We start from the raw sequence: 19984 nt of genomic DNA, 5'->3' as shown, positions 1-19984 counted from the left end.
ATATTTCTCTAGCGGACCGGCGCATCCGTTAGGGGGAAATATGAAGAGTCGCGCCGCCATGCTGTTCAACACGACGATGCTGTCCGTCGCCGGTCTCGCTCCCGGAGTGCCGCTCGCCCAGGCCGCCGAAGCGGACGATATCGTCGTCACCGCCGCCCGTTCGGTCCTGCCGGCCAATGCGTTGCCGCTGACCATCGACGTCATCGATCAGGAAACGCTCAATCAGCAGGTGGCGATCGGCGGATCGATCGTCGACGCCGTCTCCACGCTGACCCCTTCCTTCTCCCCCACGCGCCAGAAGCTGTCCGGCGCCGGCGAAACGCTGCGCGGTCGATCGCCGCTTTACGCCATCAACGGCATCCCGCAGACCGCGCCGTTGCGCGACGGCGCGCGCGACGGCTTCACCATCGATCCCTTCTTCGTCGACCGGGTCGAACTGATCTACGGTTCTAATGCCTTGCAGGGCATTGGCGGCACCGGCGGCATCGTCAATCAGGTGACGGCCGCCCCTGCCAAGAGCGATGGCCTGTCCGGCCGCATGCTGGTGCAGGGCAATGCCGACACCGGCTTCCATGGCGACGGCATCGGCGGCAAAGTCGCCGGTCTGCTCGCCTGGCGCGGCGGCCGCTGGGATGCGATGATCGGCGCGGCCTATGAAAAGCGTGGCACCTTCTATGACGGCCATGGCGATCGCGTCGGCACCGACCTGACCCAGGGCGAAACACAGGACAGCCGCAGCTGGTCGCTGTTCGGCCGCTTCGGCTATGCGCTCAGCGACACCGCGCGCATCGACCTGACCATGAGCCGCTTCCAGTTGAAGGGGGAGGGCGACTATATCGCTTCCACCGGCAATTATCGCATCGATCTGCCGACGACATCCGTGCGCGGCACCCCGCCCGGCGTACCGGCCACCAGCCGGACCGAAAGCGCGGCGCTGACCCTGACCGATACCGATCTTGCCGGCGGCAATCTGATCGCGCAGCTCTTCTTCAACCGTTCGCGCGACACCTATGGCGGCGAAATCGCCCCGATCGCGACCTTTCAGATCGTGCCCGGCGGCACATTGTTCGATCAGTCGCAAAATCGCAGCCGCAAATATGGCGGCAAGCTCAGCTATGAACGCACCATCCCCGGCTTCGAGGCGCTGACCGCCATCGTCGGCGTCGATGCGCTTTACGACCTCACCGAACAGCGGCTGATCGCCACCGGTCGCACCTGGGTGCCACCGACCGACTATCGCAGCATCGCCCCCTTCGCGCAGGCGAACCTGGCCCTGTTCGACAAGAAGCTGCGCATCGCCGCTGGCGTCCGTCATGAAGATGTGAAGATCGGCATCGACGATTACACCACGCTCGCCAGCTATGGCGGCTTTGCCGTATCGGGCGGCACCCCGCGCTTCAGCGACACGCTGGTCAATGGTGGCGTGATCCTGGAACCCTGGACCGGCATCCGGGCCTATGCCAGCTATGCCGAAGGCTATACCGTGCCGGACGTCGGTCGCATCGCCCGCGCGGTCGGCACGCCGGGCGTGGATATCGACGATTATGTGAATATCGAGCCGATCGTGTCCAACAATCGCGAAATCGGCATGGAAGTGAAGCGCGGCCCGATTGACGCCAGCGCCGCCTATTTCTGGTCGACCAGCAAAAATGGTTCGCTGCTGGTCCAGACCGCGATCGGCGCGCCGTTCGAAATCCAGCGCCAGCGCGTGGAAATTCAGGGTCTCGAACTCAATCTGAGCGTCAAGATGCCGCTGCCGGGCCTGACCCTCTCCACCGGCTACGCCCATCTGATCGGCCGCACCGACGGGTCGGACAATGGCGTCGATGTGGTCGATCGCGACCTGGATGGCGCCAACATCTCGCCCGATCGTCTGAATGTCGCCGCCAGCTATGCACATGGTCCGATCTCGGCGCGCATCCAGACCCAATTCTTCCTCGCCCGCCAGTTCGAACGCACGCCGGGCAATTACAACCCGCTCTACCGGTTCGACGGCTATGACGTGACCGACCTGTCGCTGCGCTACCAGACCGGCTTTGGCGCACTCACGCTGGCGGCGCAGAACATCTTCGATACCTTCTATATCGACTATTACAGCCAGACCGTGCGCCCCAACGACAACGCCCATTATTTCGCCGGGCGGGGGCGCAACTTCACCTTGTCCTGGGACTATCGGTTCTAAATCGATATGGGATCGGGGGCAGGGGCCTCGCGATCCCATATCAACAGGCGCGTAAATAATGCTCTGATTATGTGTGTTGACCGCATTCTGCGAGCCGCGGCTGTTCCAGCCGACTTCAGAATGCTCTAAGGGGCGCCATGCTCACCCTGCGCCAGATCGAGATTTTCCGCGCCATCATGATCGCCAAGACGGTCAGCGCCGCCGCGCAGATGCTCGGCACGTCGCAGCCCGGCCTCAGCCGCATGCTCGGCCATATGGAGGACAAGCTACGCTTCCGCCTGTTCGACCGCACGCGCGGCCGGCTGGTCCCCACCCATGAAGCACGTGTCCTGTTCGATGAGATCGAGCATGTCTATAAGGGGTTCGAAGACCTCAACCATGTCATCAAGCGTCTGGCAAAGGGGGAAGACCGGACCTTCCGCGTCGGGGCCTCTCCCTCGCTCGGCCATTCGGTCGTGCCGCAGATGCTCGCCCGCCTCACCGCCAACTATCCCGGCCTCACAATCCAGTTCGACATTCTTTCGGTCGAGCAGGCGGCCGATTATCTGGCGCTCCAGCGTGGCGACTATGCGCTGACCGCCTTTCCGCTCGACCATCCCAACATCCTGTCCAGCCGCATCGGCGCTGGACGCATGGTCTGCGCCGTCCCCTCCAGCCACCCGCTCGCGGACCGGGACCGCATCAGTGTGGCGGATATTGCGGGCGAGCAACTGCAATCCTTCCGTCCCGATACGCCGCACGGCCGGATCATCGCCGACATGTTCGCGCGGGCAGGGCAGGAACTGGAGGTCGCGACCTATATCCGTTTTGCCGAAACTGCCGTCGCCTTCGTCGCCAATGGCATGGGGGTGGCGCTGGTCGATAGTTTCACCGCGATGCAGGCCCATGCCGAAACCGTGCGCTTCCTGGAATTCGAAGAACCCGGCGTGCTGCCGGTCTATATGAACCGCAATCTGGAATCGCCGCGCGCCATCATCGGCGAGACGTTCGAGGAGATATCACGCTCGATACTCCTCGCCCTCCCACGGCCGAAGCCATAACATAAAGGCATGGCAAAGCGCGTTTGACATGATGGAAAGCAAGGATCGTTCGCAACATAGCAGTCCGACCCGCAGAATAGAACCAGATAGGACACCGGGTTGGTTGATGTGAAGGGGCCGGTGGCTCCCGAGAGGATGAAAGGCGTTTCCAAGATGGCCAGTTATTCCGCCAGCGGCACCGTGTCCGTGCGGCCCTATGTGACCGTAGACAATGTCTCGGCCCGGCCGTCCGACAGCAATTGGACCGCGCGCCAGATTCTGGTCGTTGCAACCTGCTTCATCCTCAACATGCTCGACGGCATGGACGTGCTGATCCTCTCCTACATCGCGCCCGCGCTGTCGTCCGACTGGCAGGTCAGCCCCGAAAGCCTGGGCGTCGTGTTCAGCGCGGGGCTGGCCGGCATGGCCGCCGGCGGCCTGCTGATCGCGCCGCTGGCCGACCGCTTCGGCCGGCGCAAACTGATCCTGGCCTCGCTCATCATGATGGCCGTCGCCATGTTCGCGTCGGGCATCGCCACCTCCATCCCCGAACTGATCGCCAGCCGCTTCGTGGTCGGCATCGGCATCGGCACCGTGTTGGCCAGCATGGCTGCGCTCACCGCCGAATATGCGCCCGAAAAGCATCGCACCTTCGCGGTCGGCTTTCTGCAGGCGGGCTATCCGGTCGGCGCGACCATCACCGGCTTCGTCGTCGCCAGCCATGTCACCACCCATGGCTGGCAGGCGATGCTGCTGGGCGCCGCCTTCCTGTGCGCCGCCGCCATCCCGCTGGTCTGGTTGCTGTTGCCCGAATCCATCGCCTTCCTGCTCAGCCGCCAGCCGAAAGGCGCGCTGCAAAAGGCGAACAAGCTGCTCGCCTCGATCGGTCAGCCGCAACTCGACACGCTGCCGCCGCTCGCACAGCGCGAAGCCCGCAATGCCGGGGTGCGCGGCCTGCTGAGCGAAGGCCGCGCGCCCAGCACCATCCTGCTCTGGCTAGCCATCACCTTCAGCTTCATGACCCTTTATTTCGTCATCAGCTGGATTCCCAAGCTGGCGGTCGAGGCCGGCCTGCCGGCAAAGGACGCCATCTATGCTGGCGCCATCTACAATATCGGGGTCTTCATCGGCACCTCCTCGATCGGCCTGGTCGCGATGCGCTTCGACCTGCGCCGCCTGATCCTGGTCTATATGGCGCTAGCCGCCGCCGCGCTCACCATCTTCGGATCGGTGGCCATGCCGCTCGCTGCGACACTGGGCACCGCCTTCCTTATCGGCGTCTTCGTACAGGGCGGCTTCAACGGCTGCTACCCGCTCGCCGCCAGTCTCTATCCGCCCGAAGCGCGCGGCACCGGCATCGGCTGGGCCATGGGCGTCGGCCGGATCGGCGCAGTGATTGGCCCGATGCTGGGCGGCTTCCTGCTCGCGGCGAAGGTGTCGCTGCCGGTAATCTTCGGCATCTTCGCGGTGCCGGTGGTGCTGGCCGGCCTCTGCGCCTCGCTCATCCGCCTGCCCAAGGCCGCCTGAACCCTCTCGACCAAGGACAAATCCCATGTTCCAGACCCCCGTATCGGATACGGGCCGACCGGTCGCGTCCATCCTCTGCGGCCTGATCGGCAGCGGCATCGCCGGATCGCGCAGCCCGCAAATGCACGAAGGCGAAGCCCGCGCGCTTGGCCTGCCCATGGTCTATCGCATCCTCGATGGCGCAGTGATGGACTATGACGCCTCTGGCTTGCCGCGCCTCATCCCCATGCTGGCGGCGATGGGCTTTGACGGCATCAACGTCACCCATCCTTTCAAGCAGGACGTCATGCCGTTGCTCGACAGCCTGTCCCCTGCGGCGAAGGCGCTGGGCGCGGTCAACACCATCCTGTTCGAAAATGGCCAGGCCTATGGCGACAATACCGACTGGTCTGGCTACCGTGCCCATTTCCTGGCCGGCCTTGGCCAGCATAAGCGCGCCGATGTCGCGATGATCGGCGCAGGCGGCGCGGCGGCGGCGGTGGGCTATGCCCATCTCGACCTTGGTGCCACCCGCCTGACCCTGTTCGATCTCGCACAGGACCGTGCGCAGGCACTGGCCGATCGTCTCGCCGCGCTCTTCCCCGCCGCGCAGGTGACGGCCGCCGCCACGGCGCAGGCTGCCATCAGCGGCGCCGATGGCGTGGTCCAAACCTCGCCCATCGGCATGCTCAGCCATCCGGGCCTGCCCTTCGATCCCGATTGGCTGACGGCCGATCAATGGGTGTCGGACATCATCTATTTCCCGCTCCAGACCGCCTTGCTTGCCGCCGCGCAGGCAAAGGGCTGCGCGACGCTGACCGGTGGCGGCATGGCGGTGATGCAGGCCGCCCACGCTTTCGCCCTCTTTACGGGAACCGAACCCGATTCCGCGCGGATGCTCCGCGATTTCGACCGCGCCAGCGCTGGAGCCGCCGCATGATCGCCGACACGCCCCCTGCCATCGTCGTGCCCGCCCCGGTGGTGCTGGCCAAGGCCGCGCAGTTGCAGGGGCCATCCGCCGGTCCCCAGACGCCGCCGCCAGCCGCCCCGGCCGACAAGCCCGGCTGGCGCTCACGGCTGAAGGACAAGGGTGTCGATCTCACCTTCTCCTATGTCTCCGAAAGCGCGGCCAGCCTCACTGGCGGGCGGGATGGCGGCGCAGCCTATACCCAGCAATTGCTCGCCTCCGCCTCGATCGACACGGGCAAGGCATTCGGCCTCGACGGCGGCAAGCTGATCGCCACCATCATCCATCGCAAGGGGGAGGATCTGACCGCAACCCGCCTCGGCAACCTGTTCGAAGTGCAGGAATTGTTCGGTGGCGGCCAGGATCTGCGCCCGGCCGAACTCAGCTACGAACAGAAATTGAACGGCGGCAAGACCGCGTTGAAATTCGGCCTCTATCATACGGGGGATGATTTCGCGACCTTGCCCAGCGGTTGCCAGTTCCAGAATTTCGCCTTCTGCCCGCGCCCGACCACGCTCTTCTACAATAGCGGCTTTTCCGGCTTCCCGATCCCCCGCTGGGGCCTGCGCGTTCGGCAGGAGATTGCGCCCAACCTCAGCGTCACCGTCGCGGGTTTTGAGGTCAACGCGTTCCGCGCCCAGACCGGGGCAGGGTGGAAACTCGCCCCCCGCTTCGACAGCTTCGTCTTTCCGGTCGAACTGGGGTTGAAGACCGGGCAGAAGCCAGGCGGATTACCGGGCCTGCTGCGCATCGGCGCGCTGGTCGACACTACCGATCGCGCCGATGTACGCGACGATATCAATGGCGCTTCCTACGTCCTGTCCGGCCTCTCGCCCGCGATGCGGCAGGAACGGTGGAGCGCCTGGGCGATGGGCGAACAGATGGTCATCCGGTTCGGTCCGGGCGATCGCGGCCTCAGCCTGTTCGGTACGTTGACCCTGTCGGATCGCCACACTGCGCGGGTGCCGACCTTCATCAGCGGCGGCTTCGTCGCGCGCGGCCTGTGGGATAGCCGGCCCAGGGATAATTTCGGCCTCGGCCTCGTCTATGCCCGCGTCAATCCGCGCATTGCGGACCGCCAGCGCGATCAGCTGTCACTGGGTCAGAATGTCGCGGTGCAAACCCATGAGATGAGCGGCGAAATCTTCTATGGCTGGCAGGCAACCCGCCGCTTGCTGCTGCGCCCTAACCTTCAATATATCCACCGCGTCGGCGCGACCGACCGCTATCCCGACGCGCTGGTGGCAGGCGCGACGATCAAGGTGATCCTGTAGGGCAGGGCGCTGTCCTACAGCGTCTTACAAATGCTATTCCGCTCGCTTCGAGAGAATGGGAGTAAGTGAATCCTATTATTTCCAACATCTGTTCGTAAATGTCGCGATCAGCGGGAAATGTGCGAAGTTAAGCGCCCATATTCCTACAAGGTCGCCGCCGGTATCGCATCCGGCCGGAACCGGTTCTGTGCCGCCAACCGCACCCCGGCATTCGGCGCGCCATAGCCGCCATAGCCTTTGGCCCGCTGGACGAATTCGAAGAAGAACAGCTTGTCGAAGGCCCGGCTATACATCTGCCAGAAGCCGGCGCCTTCGCCATCCTCGTCATAGAGGACGCCGTCATCCGCCATCCGCGCCGCCAGCGCATCGTTCAGGTCGAAACGCGCGGCAAGGTCGGCATGATAATTGGCCGGTATCTCCAGCATCGCGGCGCCATTGTCTTGCAAGCCCTTGGCCGTCGCGAAAATGTCGTCGGTGGTCAGCGCGACATGCTGATACCCACCGCCGAAGCCATGGTCGAGGAAGCGGGACGACAGGGTCTCCCGCGCATCGGACGCGTTGATCGTGACCCGAAACGCCCCGTCCGCCGACTGCAAGGCCTGGCTATGGACCAGCCCCGACGGGTCGATCACATCCTGTGCCGCCCGCGCCTCCAGCCCGAACAGCGATCGCCAGTATAGCTGCCAGGACAGGAATTCGTCATTATGGACCACGGCGGCCAGATGGTCGATGCTGCGCACATCGGCACCGATGGCATCCGCATCCATTTCGACTGCGTCGAACTCGCGAGCCCACAGCCCTTCCACCTCATGATCGTCGATCAGGTAGATGAGGCTGCCGCCGACCCCGCGCAGCGCGGGCATCGCCATCCGCCCCGGTCGTCCCTCGGGACTATAAGCCTTGATCCCCAGCGCGGCGGCGCGGGCCAGCACAGCCGCCTTGTCCTTCACCCGCACTCCGATGGCGCAGATGGATGTGCCCTGCGTCGCGCGGTAGGCGCTGGCAAAGCCCTTCGGCTCAGCATTGACGATCAGGTTGACGCCGCCCTGCCGCCACCGCGTCACCTTCTTGTGGCGATGCTCGCCCACCAGCGTAAAGCCCAGCGATGCAAAGCTGCTGCCCAGCCGCGCGGCATCGCTGCCATCGGCAGTGAACTCCACGAACTCGCATCCCAGCACCGGCTGTGGCGCAGGCATGGCGGTGGGCTGGTCGATCAGCCGTTGCGCGGCATCGCGCACATAGTCGAGCGAGCGATGCCCATCCTCCGCCACCAGCCGCGCGGCGTTCGATCGAAAGCGATCGTTGAAGATTTCCAGGCTCAGCGGCCCGTCATATCCGGTGCGCAATATCTCCGCCACGAAGCCCGCGACGTCCAGCCCGCCCTGTCCCGGCAGATTGCGGAAATGGCGGCTCCAGTAGAGCAGGTCCATATCCAGCAACGGCGCGTCGGCCAGTTGCACGAAAGCGATCTTGTCGCCCGGTATCGCCCGGATGCTCTCGCTCGGTATCTGGCGCGACAGCGAATGATAGCTGTCCAGGATGATGCCGATATTCGGATGATCGACCGCTTCCACGATGGCCCAGGCGTCGCGATGGTCGTTGACATGCCGGCCCCAGGCCAGCGCCTCATAGCCCACGATGATGCCGCGTTCCTGCGCGATACCGCCCAGCTCGCGGAAATCATCGACGATCTGCGCCCGCTCGCCCAGCGCGGCGGGATGGCAACTGGAGCAGAAGAGGATGCGGTCGGTGCCCAGTTCTTCCATCAGGTCGAACTTGGCCCGCGCCCGGTCGAAGGCGCGGCGGCGCAGGTCGCCCGGCAACCCTTCGAAATCGCGGAAGGGCTGATAGAGCATGCAGGCCAGCCCCAGATCGTCCAGCATCGCCCGCACGTCCCTGGGCGAAAGCGCCGACCCGATCAGGTCATTCTCGAAAATCTCGACCCCGGCAAAGCCCGCAGCAGCGGCGGCCTTCAGCTTCTCCTCCAGCGTTCCGCGCAGCGATACGGTGGCGATGGCGTTCAGGGATTGAGAGATGGTCATGGCGGCTCCTCAGCAGGCCGCCATATTCTTCTCCCCGGTCAGCATCGGCAATCGGGCCGAACTGACCGGGGCATAGCTTATGGTTATACCATCCTATTTCCGCTGCGCCGTCGTCGCATCGCGGGTCGCGCGGAATTCGCTGTCCGCCGACCAGTTGGGCCAGTCATGGCTGTCGGCCACGCGCCGCCCGACATTGTATAGCAGGGTCAGGTCGCCGACCCAGCTGCTCGTATCCCAATTGGCGTCATATTCGTCGGCCGGTTGGTGATAGCGATCCTTGGTATAGGCGTCCTGCAACAGCTTGCCGCGCTCGGCCCCGCCATTGACCAGCTCGCGCCCCGGATTGAAGGAAATGGCCGGTACGCCGCGCTTGGCCATCGGGAAGTGATCCGACCGATAGAAGCTGCCCGCCTCCGGCCGCGCATCCGGCGTATAATGGCGACCCAATTTCTCGCCTTCCTGCGTCAGCGTGGTCAGCAGGTCCAGCTTGGCTGCGCCCGAAATGCTGAAATTGCTGGTCTTCTCGATCCCGAACGGCCCGTCCATATTGACGACGCCCGCCGTGTTCGCCAGCGGCCGCAGCGGATTGTCGGCATAATATTCGGACCCCAGCAGCCCTTTTTCCTCGGCCGTCACCGCCAGGAACAGGACGGTGCGCTCGGGCTTCGGCCCCTTGGCATAGGCGCGCGCCAGTTCCAGCAGCGCCGCCGTGCCCGACGCATTATCCTTCGCGCCATTATAGATGGTGTCGCCCTTCGCATCGGGCGCACCGATGCCCAGATGATCCCAATGCGCCGAATAGATCACCGTCTCGTCAGGATATTTGCTGCCCTGAACCAGGCCCGCGACATTGTGCGACGTGATGATTTCGGACTTCACCGCATAGTCGGCGCTCATCGTGGCTTTGAGCGGAATGGGCTTGAAATCCTTCTTGCGCGCCGCTGCCTTGGCCGCTTCGAAATCGACGCCGGATGCGGCCAGCAGCTTGGCGGCCAGATCCTTCTGCACCCAACCTTCCATCTGCGTATGCGCCGCCTTGGGATCGGCGCGGACGATGTCGAACATGGTGTTGGTATTGCTGTTCTTGACAGTGGCCCAGCCATAGGAGGCCGGCTCGCTTTCGTGCACGACCAGAACGCCGGCTGCGCCCTGTCGCGCCGCTTCTTCATATTTATAGGTCCAGCGGCCATAATAGGTCATCAGCTTGCCGCCGAAATCGCCTTCGCCGCCCTCGAAATCCGGGTCGTTGACCAGCACGACCATGATCTTGCCCTTGAGGTCGACGCCCTTGAAGTCATCCCAGCCGCGCTCCGGCGCCTTCACGCCATAGCCGACGAAGACCAGAGGCAGGTTGGCGAACTTGACCGCCGTCTGGCCTGTCTCCGCCGCGCGCACGGCGATTTCGCTCCCTTGCGCCAAGGGTTGCGAAGCGCCGCCGATCGTCATCGACAGGGTCGGCGTGCCGGTGATGTTGGACATGCGCAGCGGCACATCCTGGAACCAGCTGCCCTTGGCGCCGGCCGGCTTCAGCCCCGCCGCCTTCATCTGCGCCGAAATATAGTCGATCGTCTTCACCTCGGCACGGGTCGCCGGGCCGCGCCCTTCAAATGCGTCGCTGGCCAGCGTCTTGATGTCGGCGCTGACACGGGCGACATCGAAACTGGGCGGCGCCGCCAACGCAATGGCCGATGTGGAGAGCAGGCCGGCCAGCATCAGGGGGCGGACGAACGATAAAGAGGGCAACATAATCAACTCCTTGGCGCAGGACTGCGCGGGCGAGTCGGGATCATGCCGATCGGACGGCCAATGTCGACCGGCTTTATTACAGCTTGCAGGGAAGGGGGCCTGTTCAGGCCCTTGCAACGCTTTGATTATAGCGCGCTACCTGCCGCAGCACATCGTCGGCATGTTCCCGCCGGCATATCAGCAGGTCGGGCAGATAGACGTCCGCCCGATTATAGACGAGCGGCGACCCGTCGATGCGCGAGCAATGCAGGCCATGCGCACGCGCGACCGCGACAGGCGCCATGCTGTCCCATTCATATTGCCCGCCGCTGTGCAGATAGATGTCCGCCTGCCCCAGGATGATCGCCATCGCCTTGGCGCCGGCAGACCCCATCGGTACCAGTTCCGCGTCGATCGCCGCCGCAACCGCCAGCGCTTCTGCGGCCGGGCGGGTGCGGCTGACGACCATGCGGAGCTTTTCGGGCGCGGGGGGCACGGTCCGAACCTGATCGGTGCGCAGAACGATGCCGCCCTCAAGGCCCGGCAGCGCCACCGCGCCAATGCTGGGGATGCCGTCGATGGCCAGGCCCACATGCACGGCCCAGTCGGTCCGCTCCTCGCCATATTCGCGCGTGCCGTCCACCGGATCCACGATCCATACGCGGCTCTTGGCTAAGCGCTCTTCATTGTCCTTTTCCTCCTCGGACAGCAGCCCATCATCGGGCCTCTGTTCGCGCAGGGCGTGGCAGAGGAACTGGTTGGCGGTCTGATCCCCCGCCTTGCCCAGCGCCTTGGGGCTGAACAGGGCGGAGGCCCGGACGTCGAGCAGCAGGCGCCCCGCTATCTGCGCCAGATGGGCGGCCAGCGTGGCGTCGGACACCATGTCGCTCATGGGATCAGCCTGGCGACGATCGCATCGGCGGCTTCCTCCGCCGTCATGACTGCCGTGTCGATCCGGATTTCGGGATCTTCGGGCGCTTCATAGGGGCTGTCGATGCCGGTGAAATTCTTGAGCTGGCCCGACCGCGCCTTCTTGTAGAGGCCCTTGACGTCGCGCGCTTCGGCATCGGCCAGCGTCGTGTCGATATGCACCTCGATAAACTCGCCCGGCTGCATCATGGACCGCACCATGTCGCGTTCGGCGCGGAAGGGCGAGATGAAGGCGGTGATGACGATCAGGCCAGCGTCGGTCATCAGCTTCGCCACTTCGCCGACGCGGCGGATATTTTCCACCCGATCAGCGTCGGTAAAGCCCAGATCCTTGTTCAGGCCATGGCGTACATTGTCGCCATCCAGCAGGAAGGTGTGGCGGTTCATCCGCGCCAGCTTCTTTTCCACCAGATTGGCGATGGTGGACTTGCCCGCACCCGACAAACCTGTGAACCACAGCACGGCGGGCTTCTGGTTCTTCAGGCCGGCGTGGAAATCGCGGCTGATGTCGGTCGCCTGCCAATGGACATTCTGCGCGCGGCGCAGGCTGAAGTGCAGCATGCCCGCCGCCACCGTCGCATTGGTCAGCTTGTCGATCAGGATGAACCCGCCCAGCGTCCGATTGGCCGCATAGGGTTCGAACACGATCTGCTTGTCGGTCGACAGGTTGGCGACGCCGATGGCGTTCAGCTCTAGCGTCTTGGCCGCCAGATGCTCCATCGTATTGACGTTGACCTGATATTTGGGCTGCTGGATCGTGGCCGTCACCATCTGGGTGCCGATCTTGAGCCAGTAGGAGCGGCCCGGCAGCATTTCCTCGTCCGCCATCCACACGATCGTCGCCTCAAACTGGTCGGCGGCCTGTGGCGGGCTGCCGGATGCGGCGATCACGTCCCCGCGCGAGCAATCGACCTCATCGGCGAAGCAGAGCGTGACCGACTGGCCGGCGACGGCCTCATCCAGATCGCCGTCCAGCGTGACGATGCGGGTGATCGTGCTGGTCTTGCCCGACGGCAGGACGCGGATGGCGTCACCGGGCTTGACGCTGCCCGTCGCGATCTGGCCGGAAAAACCCCGGAAATCCAGATTGGGGCGGTTGACCCACTGCACCGCCATGCGGAACGGCTTGTCCGCGTCGGCCGCACTGTTGACCTCGACCGTTTCCAGATGCTCGATCAGCGCCGGCCCCTTGTACCAGGGCGTGTTCGCGCTGGGGCCAGTGATATTGTCGCCCTTGAAGCCGGAGATCGGCATGGGGGTGAAAGCGGTGATGCCGATCGAACGGGCGAACGCGGCATAGTCGGCCACGATCTTGTCGAACACCGCCTCATCATAACCGACCAGATCCATCTTGTTCACCGCTAAGACGATGTTGCGGATACCGATCAGGTGGGCGAGGTAGCTGTGCCGACGGGTCTGGGTCAGGATGCCCTTGCGCGCGTCGATCAGGATGACGGCGAGGTCGGCGGTCGATGCGCCGGTCACCATATTGCGGGTATATTGTTCGTGGCCCGGCGTGTCGGCGACGATGAATTTCCGCTTTTCGGTCGCGAAGAAGCGATAGGCGACGTCGATGGTGATGCCCTGTTCGCGTTCGGCGGCAAGCCCGTCGACGAGAAGAGCGAAATCGATCTCCTGCCCCTGCGTACCGACCTTCTTGCTGTCCGCCTCCAATGCAGCCAGTTGATCCTCGAAGATCATCTTGCTGTCGTATAGCAGGCGGCCGATCAGTGTCGACTTGCCATCGTCCACCGACCCGCAGGTGATGAAACGCAGCATCGTCTTATGCTCATGCACCTTGAGATATTGGTCGATATCCTGCGCGATGAGGGCGTCGGTTTTGTAGATGGGGTCGGTCATATGTTCATCCCGTCATCCCAGCGGAAGCTGGGATCGCGTTGATCTTGGGAAGGTTGTGCCGGATAGCACGCGACCCCAGCCTGCGCTGGGGTTGACGCTTCGTCACCCGCTCGCGGATGACGTGGTGCGTCAAAAGTAACCCTCTTGTTTCTTCTTCTCCATGCCGGCGCCGCCCGCATCCTTGTCGATCGCGCGGCCTTGGCGCTCCGACGTGGTCGTCAGCAGCGTTTCCTGGATCACGTCGGGCAGCGTCTTGGCCCTGCTCTCGACCGCGCCGGTTAGTGGATAGCAGCCCAGCGTACGGAACCGGATGGAGCGCATCACCGGCTCTTCGCCCGGTTGCAGCGGGAAGCGATCATCATCGACCATCAACAACATGCCGTCGCGCTCCACCGTCGGGCGTTCGTCCGCGAAATAAAGCGGCACGATCGGCACGTCGTTCAGGTGGATATATTGCCAGATATCCAGCTCGGTCCAATTGCTGATCGGGAAGATGCGGATGCTCTCGCCCTTGTTCTTGCGGGCGTTGTAGAGGTTCCACAGTTCGGGCCGCTGGTTCTTGGGATCCCAACCATGCGACGCGGTGCGGAAGGAGAAGATACGCTCCTTCGCCCGGCTCTTTTCCTCGTCGCGGCGCGCACCGCCGAAGGCCGCGTCGAAGCCGTAGAGGTTGAGCGCCTGCTTCAGACCTTCCGTCTTCCACATGTCGGTGTGCAGCGGGCCATGGTCGAACGGGTTGATGCCGCGCTCGGCCGCTTCGGGATTCTGGTAGACCAGCAATTCCATGCCGCTTTCCTGCGCCATCCGGTCGCGCAGCTTGTACATTTCCTGGAATTTCCAGGTCGTATCGACGTGCAACAGCGGGAAGGGCGGGGGCGAGGGGTAGAAGGCTTTGCGCGCCAGATGCAGCATCACGGCGCTGTCCTTGCCCACCGAATAGAGCATGACCGGCTTTTCGGCTTCGGCCACCACTTCGCGCAGAATATGGATGCTCTCGGCTTCCAGCCGCTCCAAATGGGTCAGGGTTTTCGCGTCCACCATCTATCCTCGCAATCTTCTTGCGCGTTCCATTGCCACCCGGCAACAATCATTGGACCTCCCATATGGGAGGGCCTATGCCGCTGTCCATGCGATTGGACGATTCCAGCCTGTTGGCCAGCCTGCATGACGGGATGTTTCAGCAGCCGCTATGGCATGATTTTCTGGAGCGATTGCGCGGCCGTCTGCAGGCGCCCTATGCCGGTCTGGCCTTTGATCCACCTCATGAAACCGGGTTGGTCGCGCTGCATGCCAGGCCAGTAACATCATTGAATCTAGGTAATATTTTTACGGAAAATAATCTTGAATCATCCAAGCCGCGACGGCCGATGCGGGAAGGGCGGGTATATGCCCTGGGCGAACTGATCGATCCGGATGACGCCGTGCGTAACGCCTGGCGTGAAGAAGAACTTCTACCGATCGGCATAGAAGATTTGCGGGCGGTTCGGGTCGTAGAAGAGAGCGGCGTCAACGCATGGCTTTGCTGCGGAGGGCGGCATCTGTCATCCTCCGCCACATCCTTGCTGACCGCTCTGGCGCCGCATCTGCGCATCGCGATGCGTGGTTTCGTGGCGCTTGAGCGGGAAAGGCTGCGGTCCAGTCTGGCATCGGAAGCTTTTGGTCGCTTGAACTTCGGCTGGTTGACGCTGGATGCGCAGTGCCGCATCCTGGACATGACGGCCCATGTCGATCAGTTGTTTCAGCGCAACGGCCTGCTGCGACGCGGGCGTTATGATCGCTTGACCCCGGCATCGCCGGATCTGGACCGGGAATTGACTGCGTTGGTCAAACGGTTCGCGCAGCATGCCGATGCGCGGCCGCACGCGGTCAACCTCAGCCGCGATCCACGCATGGACATGCTGGTGGCGCCGTTCCGGGGCGCATCCGTCGCGGCGGGCAATGCGCCGGCGGCGATCGTCTACCTGAGCGGCGACCGATCGTCGCAGGCGGACCGATGCGAGCAATTGGTCGAGCTGTTCGGCCTGTTGCCGAGCGAGGCGCGGCTCGCCTGGGAGATCGCGCAGGGCATCCCGATCGCGGAAGCCGCCGCGAACCTGAACCTCACCGTCGAGACGGCGCGCAATTATTCCAAGAAGATCTACGCCAAGATGGGTGCGCGGGGTCAAGCGGAACTGGTGCGGATCATTCTGAGCAGCGTACTGGCGATCGCCTGACAGGATGGCATGAGACAGCGAGTTGGACAGTGGTAATGCTGTGGAGATGTGGTGGCGTTTAACATAATATATATTATCGATTATATGGAGATCGCTTCCGCGTAAGGCCAGCCGGCGATTTTTCACCAGAAAACACCGCCGATCGCGAAAAGGCCTTACAAATTCCGGCCTTGCCGGTCATCATCCTAATGATCGTTATAAATTGAGAGGATGCCGCATGACCACCGCCAGAGCCGCCATATGCCACGGCAGCAGCCAGCCATTCGCCATCGCCGACGTGCAGCTTGACGCGTTGCGGCCGGACGAACTGCGCGTCCGGATCGTCGCCTGCGGCATATGCCATACCGATCTGGCGGTGCGCGATGCGCAATTGCCGGTCCCGTTGCCCATCGTGCTGGGCCATGAAGGCGCCGGCATCGTGGAGGCGGTCGGCAGCGCCGTGACGGCCGTAAAGCCCGGCGACCGGGTGGTGATGAGCTTCAACAGTTGCGGCCATTGCCCCAGCTGTGCGGTCGATGCGCCGACCTATTGCTACGAATTCTTCCCGCATAACTGGTCGGGCACGCGCGCCGACGGCAGCCCCACCCTGTTTCAGGACGGCCAGCCACTGAACGGCCACTTCTTCGGCCAGTCCGCCTTCGCCACCCATGCCATCGCGCATGAACGCAATGTCGTGCGCGTGCCCGACACGATGGATGGCGTGCCGCTGGACATATTGGCGCCGATCGGCTGCGGCCTGATGACTGGAGCCGGCGCCGTGCTGCGGGCGATGAAGGTGCGCGCGGGCTTGCCGATCGCAATATGGGGCGCCGGAACGGTCGGCATGGCCGCAATCATGGCAGCGAAAATTGCCGGCGCTGACCCCATCATCGCCATCGACGTGCATGAATCGCGTCTGACGCTGGCGCAGGAACTGGGCGCGACCCATGTGATCAACGGCAAGGATGATGTCGCCGCCCGCATCCGCGACCTGTGCCCGGCGGGGCTTGGCTATGCCTTCGACACGACCGGGATCAACCGGCTGATCGAACAGGCGGTGTCGCTGCTGGCGCCGATGGGTATCGCCGGGCTGGTCGGTGCGTCCGGCCCGGCCGATATGGTGAGCTTCAACGAAGCCGCGCTGATGGGCGGCGGCCGCCGGATCATGGGCATATTGGGCGGCGACAGCGACTTGCAGGCTTTCCTGCCCGAATTGATGGACCATTATCGGGCGGGCCGCTTCCCCTTCGACCGTCTGATCGGCCATTTCCCGTTCGACGCCATCAACGAAGCGATCGCCGCCAGCGAAAGCGGTCAGGTGGTCAAGCCGGTGCTGCGCATATCGGAGGAATGACGGGCGCTCGGCTCCGTTTCAGGAGCCGAGCATCTGACCGATGGATGTATCGAAATGCCGGTCGATCGCCGCTGCTGCCCCAGCGGGATCGCGCCGGGCGATCGCCTGCGCCAGATCCATGTGACAGGCCAGGATATCCTGCCGCTGCGTATCGGTCTGTCGCGTTTCCCAAGCGCGCGGCACCGCCGTTTCCATTAGCGGTTCGAAAGATCGCATGATCTGCGCAAACAGCAGGTTTGACGCGGCCTCGGCAATGGCGGTGTGCAGCGCGATATCCTGCCGCGTCACCTGCGCCATATCATGCTGGCCATCCGCCATCGCCTGCGCGATCGACAGGATATGGGCCGCCTGCTCATCCGTGCGGCGCTCCGCAGCAAGGGCAGCGATGCGCAGTTCCAGCGTGCGTCGCACATCCCACACATCGGCGACGCTGACCTGTTCGGTCGACACGGCATGGTCGAGCGAGGCGCCCATCACCGACCCGTCGATCGCCCCTACCCGCGCGCGCCGGCCATTGCCGACGTCGATCAGGCGTAATGCAGCCAGCGCGCCAAAGGCTTCCCGCATCACCGCGCGGCTGACGCCCAGATCGGCGGCGAAGCTGCCCTCGCCCGGCAGCGTGTCGCCCACCTTCATCCCATGGTCGCGAATATGGTCGCGCACGGCCTGGATGGCCCGGTTGACCAGGGAGCCGCCATCTTCGCCCCCGTTTGTTTGGACCGCCCGCGTCGCCATCATGCGGCCAGCCTGTGGGCACGATATTGCGTCGGCGCAACGCCGAAATGGCGGGCGAAGGCACGGGTGAAGCTGGCATTGTTGAGATAGCCGCAACGATAGCCGACCGACGATATCGGCAATTCGGTGGCGATCAGCATGGCGCCCGCCCGGTCGAGCCGCTGGGCCATGATCGCATCCGCCACGGTGCAACCGAACATATCGCGAAAGCCGCGCGTCAGCTTGGCGCGATTGAGGCCGCAGGCGCGCGCGATGCCGTCCAGCGTCAGTTTTTCCGCCCAGCGATCCTCGATCATGCGGCGCGCGCTCAGCAACCGCTCGCTATCCGCGCGGGACAGCAGCGCATCCTGACCGATCGGGACATAGCCCTCCTCCCGTCCGATCCGCAGCAGGTCGCAGAGCAACTCGATACTCTTGGCCAGGCGATAGGGGGTGGCGGCGGCCTCATGCAGGGTGCAATCGCGAATGGCGAGCGCGATGGCGCGCAGCGGTGCCGGCAGATAATAAGCCACGCCCGGCAGCATCGGCACGGCCCCATCCGCCACCCGCGCACAGGCATCGGGCGATACCAGCAGGATCAGGCGATTGCCCCGATCGTCATTCAGATCGTCAAGCGTGGGCCGATCGACCAGTCGGAAGGATGCCGCCTGCCCCACCGCGCCAAAGCCCAGGATGAAGGCGGTGGTCAGGCCGGCGTCATTCGATGGCGTCGCCATTCCCGGCCCAATCAGCGCGATCATTTCGGGCGATATGATGATTCGGTCCATGAACATCCTCTCCTTATCCAGCATCATGACCTATCTGATAGCTTTCGGCAATAGCTATCAGATAGGTTTGACGGGAGATCGCCGCATGGCCAGCCAGAAGGCGCCGAGCGATATGCAGCTGACGGTCACGCCTACCGCCGCCAGCCCCTCACCCAGATGCGCCTCCCCACCCAGCAGCCCGCTGATCGCAGTGACCAGCGTGGGCGCAACGCCGAAACCGATCAGCCCGGCCAGCGCGATGAAGGCACCGATACACAGGCCGCGCACCTCATTGGGCAACATCACCGTTAGCGCGACCGACGTGATGAGGCCGGTAATCGTGCCGCACAGCATCAGCGCGCCCAGAGCCACGGCAAAGCTGGGGATACCCGGCATGATCGGAAAGAGCGCGGCGGGAATGCCGAGGCCAGCGGCAATCACCGCCCCGATCAGCAGGCCGCCCTTTCGGCCGCTCTTCTGCCCGATATCGGCCGCGACGCCGCCCAGGACCGATCCGACCACCCCGGTCAGGAAGATGAGGCTGCCCATCCATCCGGCAAAATCGGGCGGGGCGAGGCCATAGCTGCGCGACAGGACCGGCGAGGCCCAGATGGCGGCGGCGGCATCGGCCATCACCACGCTGACCTGCCCGATGAACAGCGGGGCGAGGAAGGCGCGACGCGACCAAAGTTCGGCGACCACGACACGCCAGGGGGCATGGATGCCCGCCGCCACTTCGCGCCGTGCAGGTTCACGCAGCAGGAACATCGGCAGGACCAGCGCGGCGCTGATCGCGGCCAGCGCATAATGGGTGGCGCGCCAGGGGGCGACGTCGGCGAACAGGGCCCCGGCGGCGCGATGCAGGAACAGGCTGAGCAGCCAACCGGCCAGCGCGAAGGCCCCCGCCTGCCCCAATGCCTTGCCCAGGGTCACGATCAGCAGCGCCCTGCCCCGCTGATGCGGCGGACAGAAGTCGGCGCAGAGCGACAACGCAGCAGTCAGCGCGCCGGTGGTGCCGATGCCCGCCAGCATGCGCGCAAGAAAGAGCATGGCGACGTTCTGGGCCGTGGCGGTCAGGAAGGTGCCGACCGTCCAGACCATAGCCAGGCCGATGAACAGCCGCAGCCGGTTGGTGCGATCCACCAATAACCCGATGGGTATGGAAAAGAGCAGCAGCGGCACGGCGGCGGCAACGCCCTGCACCAGCGACAGTTGAAAGTCGCTGAGCGCCATTTCCGCCTTCGCGCCCTCCTGCACCATGCTGAACGATCCCATCATGGTGAAGCCGGCCGCCATCGCCAGCGCCAGGATCAGCAAGGATGGCAGGATGCGCAGGAAGGATGGACTGTGGGCGCCCGACATGGGGCGAAGCGCCGGATCGACGAGCGGCAGACTGGTCATGGCCATCCTTTTTCCTGTGATGCCCGGCCGCGCCAAGGGGAACCGGCGCGG

General features: G+C 64.2%; 15 protein-coding genes. 7 read left to right on the top strand and 8 right to left on the bottom strand.

The features are described from left to right. The first annotated feature begins 40 nt into the window (after positions 1-40). The 5 genes from F4U94_RS02015 to F4U94_RS01995 all read left to right on the top strand — a co-directional run bounded on the left by F4U94_RS02015 (position 41) and on the right by F4U94_RS01995 (position 6948). A complete protein-coding gene (locus tag F4U94_RS02015) occupies positions 41-2182 on the top strand; it encodes a TonB-dependent receptor (RefSeq protein ID WP_120252997.1) in 2142 nt (713 codons plus the stop codon). Between the two features lie 137 nt (positions 2183-2319). Next, on the top strand, positions 2320-3222 hold the full coding sequence (locus tag F4U94_RS02010) for a LysR family transcriptional regulator (RefSeq protein WP_120252998.1): 903 nt from the start codon (positions 2320-2322) through the stop codon (positions 3220-3222). Positions 3223-3375: 153 nt separating this feature from the next. Continuing rightward, on the top strand, positions 3376-4728 hold the full coding sequence (locus F4U94_RS02005) for an MFS transporter (RefSeq protein WP_120253544.1): 1353 nt from the start codon (positions 3376-3378) through the stop codon (positions 4726-4728). 25 nt (positions 4729-4753) lie between these two features. Then, on the top strand, positions 4754-5647 hold the full coding sequence (locus tag F4U94_RS02000; RefSeq protein ID WP_120252999.1) for a shikimate dehydrogenase: 894 nt from the start codon (positions 4754-4756) through the stop codon (positions 5645-5647). After that, complete coding sequence (locus F4U94_RS01995; protein WP_120253000.1) at positions 5644-6948, top strand: carbohydrate porin; 1305 nt, start codon at positions 5644-5646, stop codon at positions 6946-6948. Before F4U94_RS02000 ends, F4U94_RS01995 begins: the two co-directional genes overlap by 4 nt. A 143-nt stretch (positions 6949-7091) precedes the next feature. Here the strand turns inward: F4U94_RS01995 and F4U94_RS01990 are convergent, their stop codons facing one another. The 5 genes from F4U94_RS01990 to cysD all read right to left on the bottom strand — a co-directional run bounded on the left by F4U94_RS01990 (position 7092) and on the right by cysD (position 14546). After that, positions 7092-8990, bottom strand: coding sequence for a bifunctional sugar phosphate isomerase/epimerase/4-hydroxyphenylpyruvate dioxygenase family protein (locus F4U94_RS01990; protein ID WP_120253001.1), 1899 nt, complete (start codon positions 8988-8990; stop codon positions 7092-7094). Positions 8991-9083: 93 nt separating this feature from the next. After that, the gene (locus F4U94_RS01985; protein ID WP_120253002.1) at positions 9084-10736 is read right to left on the bottom strand and encodes a M28 family metallopeptidase; all 1653 of its coding nucleotides are present in this window, start codon (positions 10734-10736) and stop codon (positions 9084-9086) included. A gap of 103 nt (positions 10737-10839) precedes the next feature. After that, positions 10840-11607, bottom strand: a complete 768-nt coding sequence (locus F4U94_RS01980; protein ID WP_120253003.1) for a 3'(2'),5'-bisphosphate nucleotidase CysQ — start codon at positions 11605-11607, stop codon at positions 10840-10842. Next, positions 11604-13505: a sulfate adenylyltransferase subunit CysN gene (cysN, locus tag F4U94_RS01975; protein WP_120253004.1), complete on the bottom strand. Its 1902-nt coding sequence runs from the start codon at positions 13503-13505 to the stop codon at positions 11604-11606. The genes F4U94_RS01980 and cysN overlap by 4 nt, the downstream gene beginning before the upstream one ends. Before the next feature lie 129 nt (positions 13506-13634). Continuing rightward, entirely contained in the window at positions 13635-14546 is a 912-nt protein-coding gene (gene cysD, locus F4U94_RS01970) for a sulfate adenylyltransferase subunit CysD (protein WP_120253005.1), read from the bottom strand. Between the two features lie 86 nt (positions 14547-14632). Here cysD and F4U94_RS01965 point away from each other — a divergent pair, with 86 nt between their 5' ends. Further along, positions 14633-15718, top strand: a complete 1086-nt coding sequence (locus tag F4U94_RS01965; RefSeq protein WP_120253545.1) for a helix-turn-helix transcriptional regulator — start codon at positions 14633-14635, stop codon at positions 15716-15718. 217 nt (positions 15719-15935) lie between these two features. Continuing rightward, positions 15936-17051, top strand: a complete 1116-nt coding sequence (locus tag F4U94_RS01960; protein WP_120253006.1) for an NAD(P)-dependent alcohol dehydrogenase — start codon at positions 15936-15938, stop codon at positions 17049-17051. Positions 17052-17069: 18 nt separating this feature from the next. Here the strand turns inward: F4U94_RS01960 and F4U94_RS01955 are convergent, their stop codons facing one another. From F4U94_RS01955 to F4U94_RS01945, 3 genes are read right to left on the bottom strand one after another with little or no spacing between them, the layout of a single operon-like run. Then, a complete protein-coding gene (locus F4U94_RS01955) occupies positions 17070-17789 on the bottom strand; it encodes a FadR/GntR family transcriptional regulator (RefSeq protein ID WP_120253007.1) in 720 nt (239 codons plus the stop codon). After that, positions 17786-18553, bottom strand: coding sequence for an AraC family transcriptional regulator (locus tag F4U94_RS01950; RefSeq protein WP_120253546.1), 768 nt, complete (start codon positions 18551-18553; stop codon positions 17786-17788). The genes F4U94_RS01955 and F4U94_RS01950 overlap by 4 nt, the downstream gene beginning before the upstream one ends. A 57-nt stretch (positions 18554-18610) precedes the next feature. After that, positions 18611-19939, bottom strand: a complete 1329-nt coding sequence (locus F4U94_RS01945; RefSeq protein WP_232016228.1) for an MFS transporter — start codon at positions 19937-19939, stop codon at positions 18611-18613. Positions 19940-19984: the final 45 nt, after the last annotated feature.

This window comes from Sphingobium limneticum (assembly GCF_008710155.1).
Lineage (GTDB): Bacteria > Pseudomonadota > Alphaproteobacteria > Sphingomonadales > Sphingomonadaceae > Sphingobium > Sphingobium limneticum.
Note: the sequence above shows the minus strand (reverse complement) of the source record. Positions and strands in the feature narration are given on the sequence as shown.

Coding starts and splice junctions, on each gene's coding strand:
- F4U94_RS02005 (WP_120253544.1), top strand. CDS start 3,376: ATGGCCAGTTATTCCGCCAGCGGCACCGTGTCCGTGCGGCCCTATGTG.
- F4U94_RS02010 (WP_120252998.1), top strand. CDS start 2,320: ATGCTCACCCTGCGCCAGATCGAGATTTTCCGCGCCATCATGATCGCC.
- F4U94_RS01980 (WP_120253003.1), bottom strand. CDS start 11,607: ATGAGCGACATGGTGTCCGACGCCACGCTGGCCGCCCATCTGGCGCAG.
- F4U94_RS01950 (WP_120253546.1), bottom strand. CDS start 18,553: ATGGACCGAATCATCATATCGCCCGAAATGATCGCGCTGATTGGGCCG.
- F4U94_RS01955 (WP_120253007.1), bottom strand. CDS start 17,789: ATGATGGCGACGCGGGCGGTCCAAACAAACGGGGGCGAAGATGGCGGC.
- F4U94_RS01960 (WP_120253006.1), top strand. CDS start 15,936: ATGACCACCGCCAGAGCCGCCATATGCCACGGCAGCAGCCAGCCATTC.
- F4U94_RS01965 (WP_120253545.1), top strand. CDS start 14,633: ATGCGATTGGACGATTCCAGCCTGTTGGCCAGCCTGCATGACGGGATG.
- F4U94_RS02000 (WP_120252999.1), top strand. CDS start 4,754: ATGTTCCAGACCCCCGTATCGGATACGGGCCGACCGGTCGCGTCCATC.
- F4U94_RS01945 (WP_232016228.1), bottom strand. CDS start 19,939: ATGGCCATGACCAGTCTGCCGCTCGTCGATCCGGCGCTTCGCCCCATG.
- cysN (WP_120253004.1), bottom strand. CDS start 13,505: ATGACCGACCCCATCTACAAAACCGACGCCCTCATCGCGCAGGATATC.
- F4U94_RS01990 (WP_120253001.1), bottom strand. CDS start 8,990: ATGACCATCTCTCAATCCCTGAACGCCATCGCCACCGTATCGCTGCGC.
- F4U94_RS01995 (WP_120253000.1), top strand. CDS start 5,644: ATGATCGCCGACACGCCCCCTGCCATCGTCGTGCCCGCCCCGGTGGTG.
- cysD (WP_120253005.1), bottom strand. CDS start 14,546: ATGGTGGACGCGAAAACCCTGACCCATTTGGAGCGGCTGGAAGCCGAG.
- F4U94_RS02015 (WP_120252997.1), top strand. CDS start 41: ATGAAGAGTCGCGCCGCCATGCTGTTCAACACGACGATGCTGTCCGTC.
- F4U94_RS01985 (WP_120253002.1), bottom strand. CDS start 10,736: ATGTTGCCCTCTTTATCGTTCGTCCGCCCCCTGATGCTGGCCGGCCTG.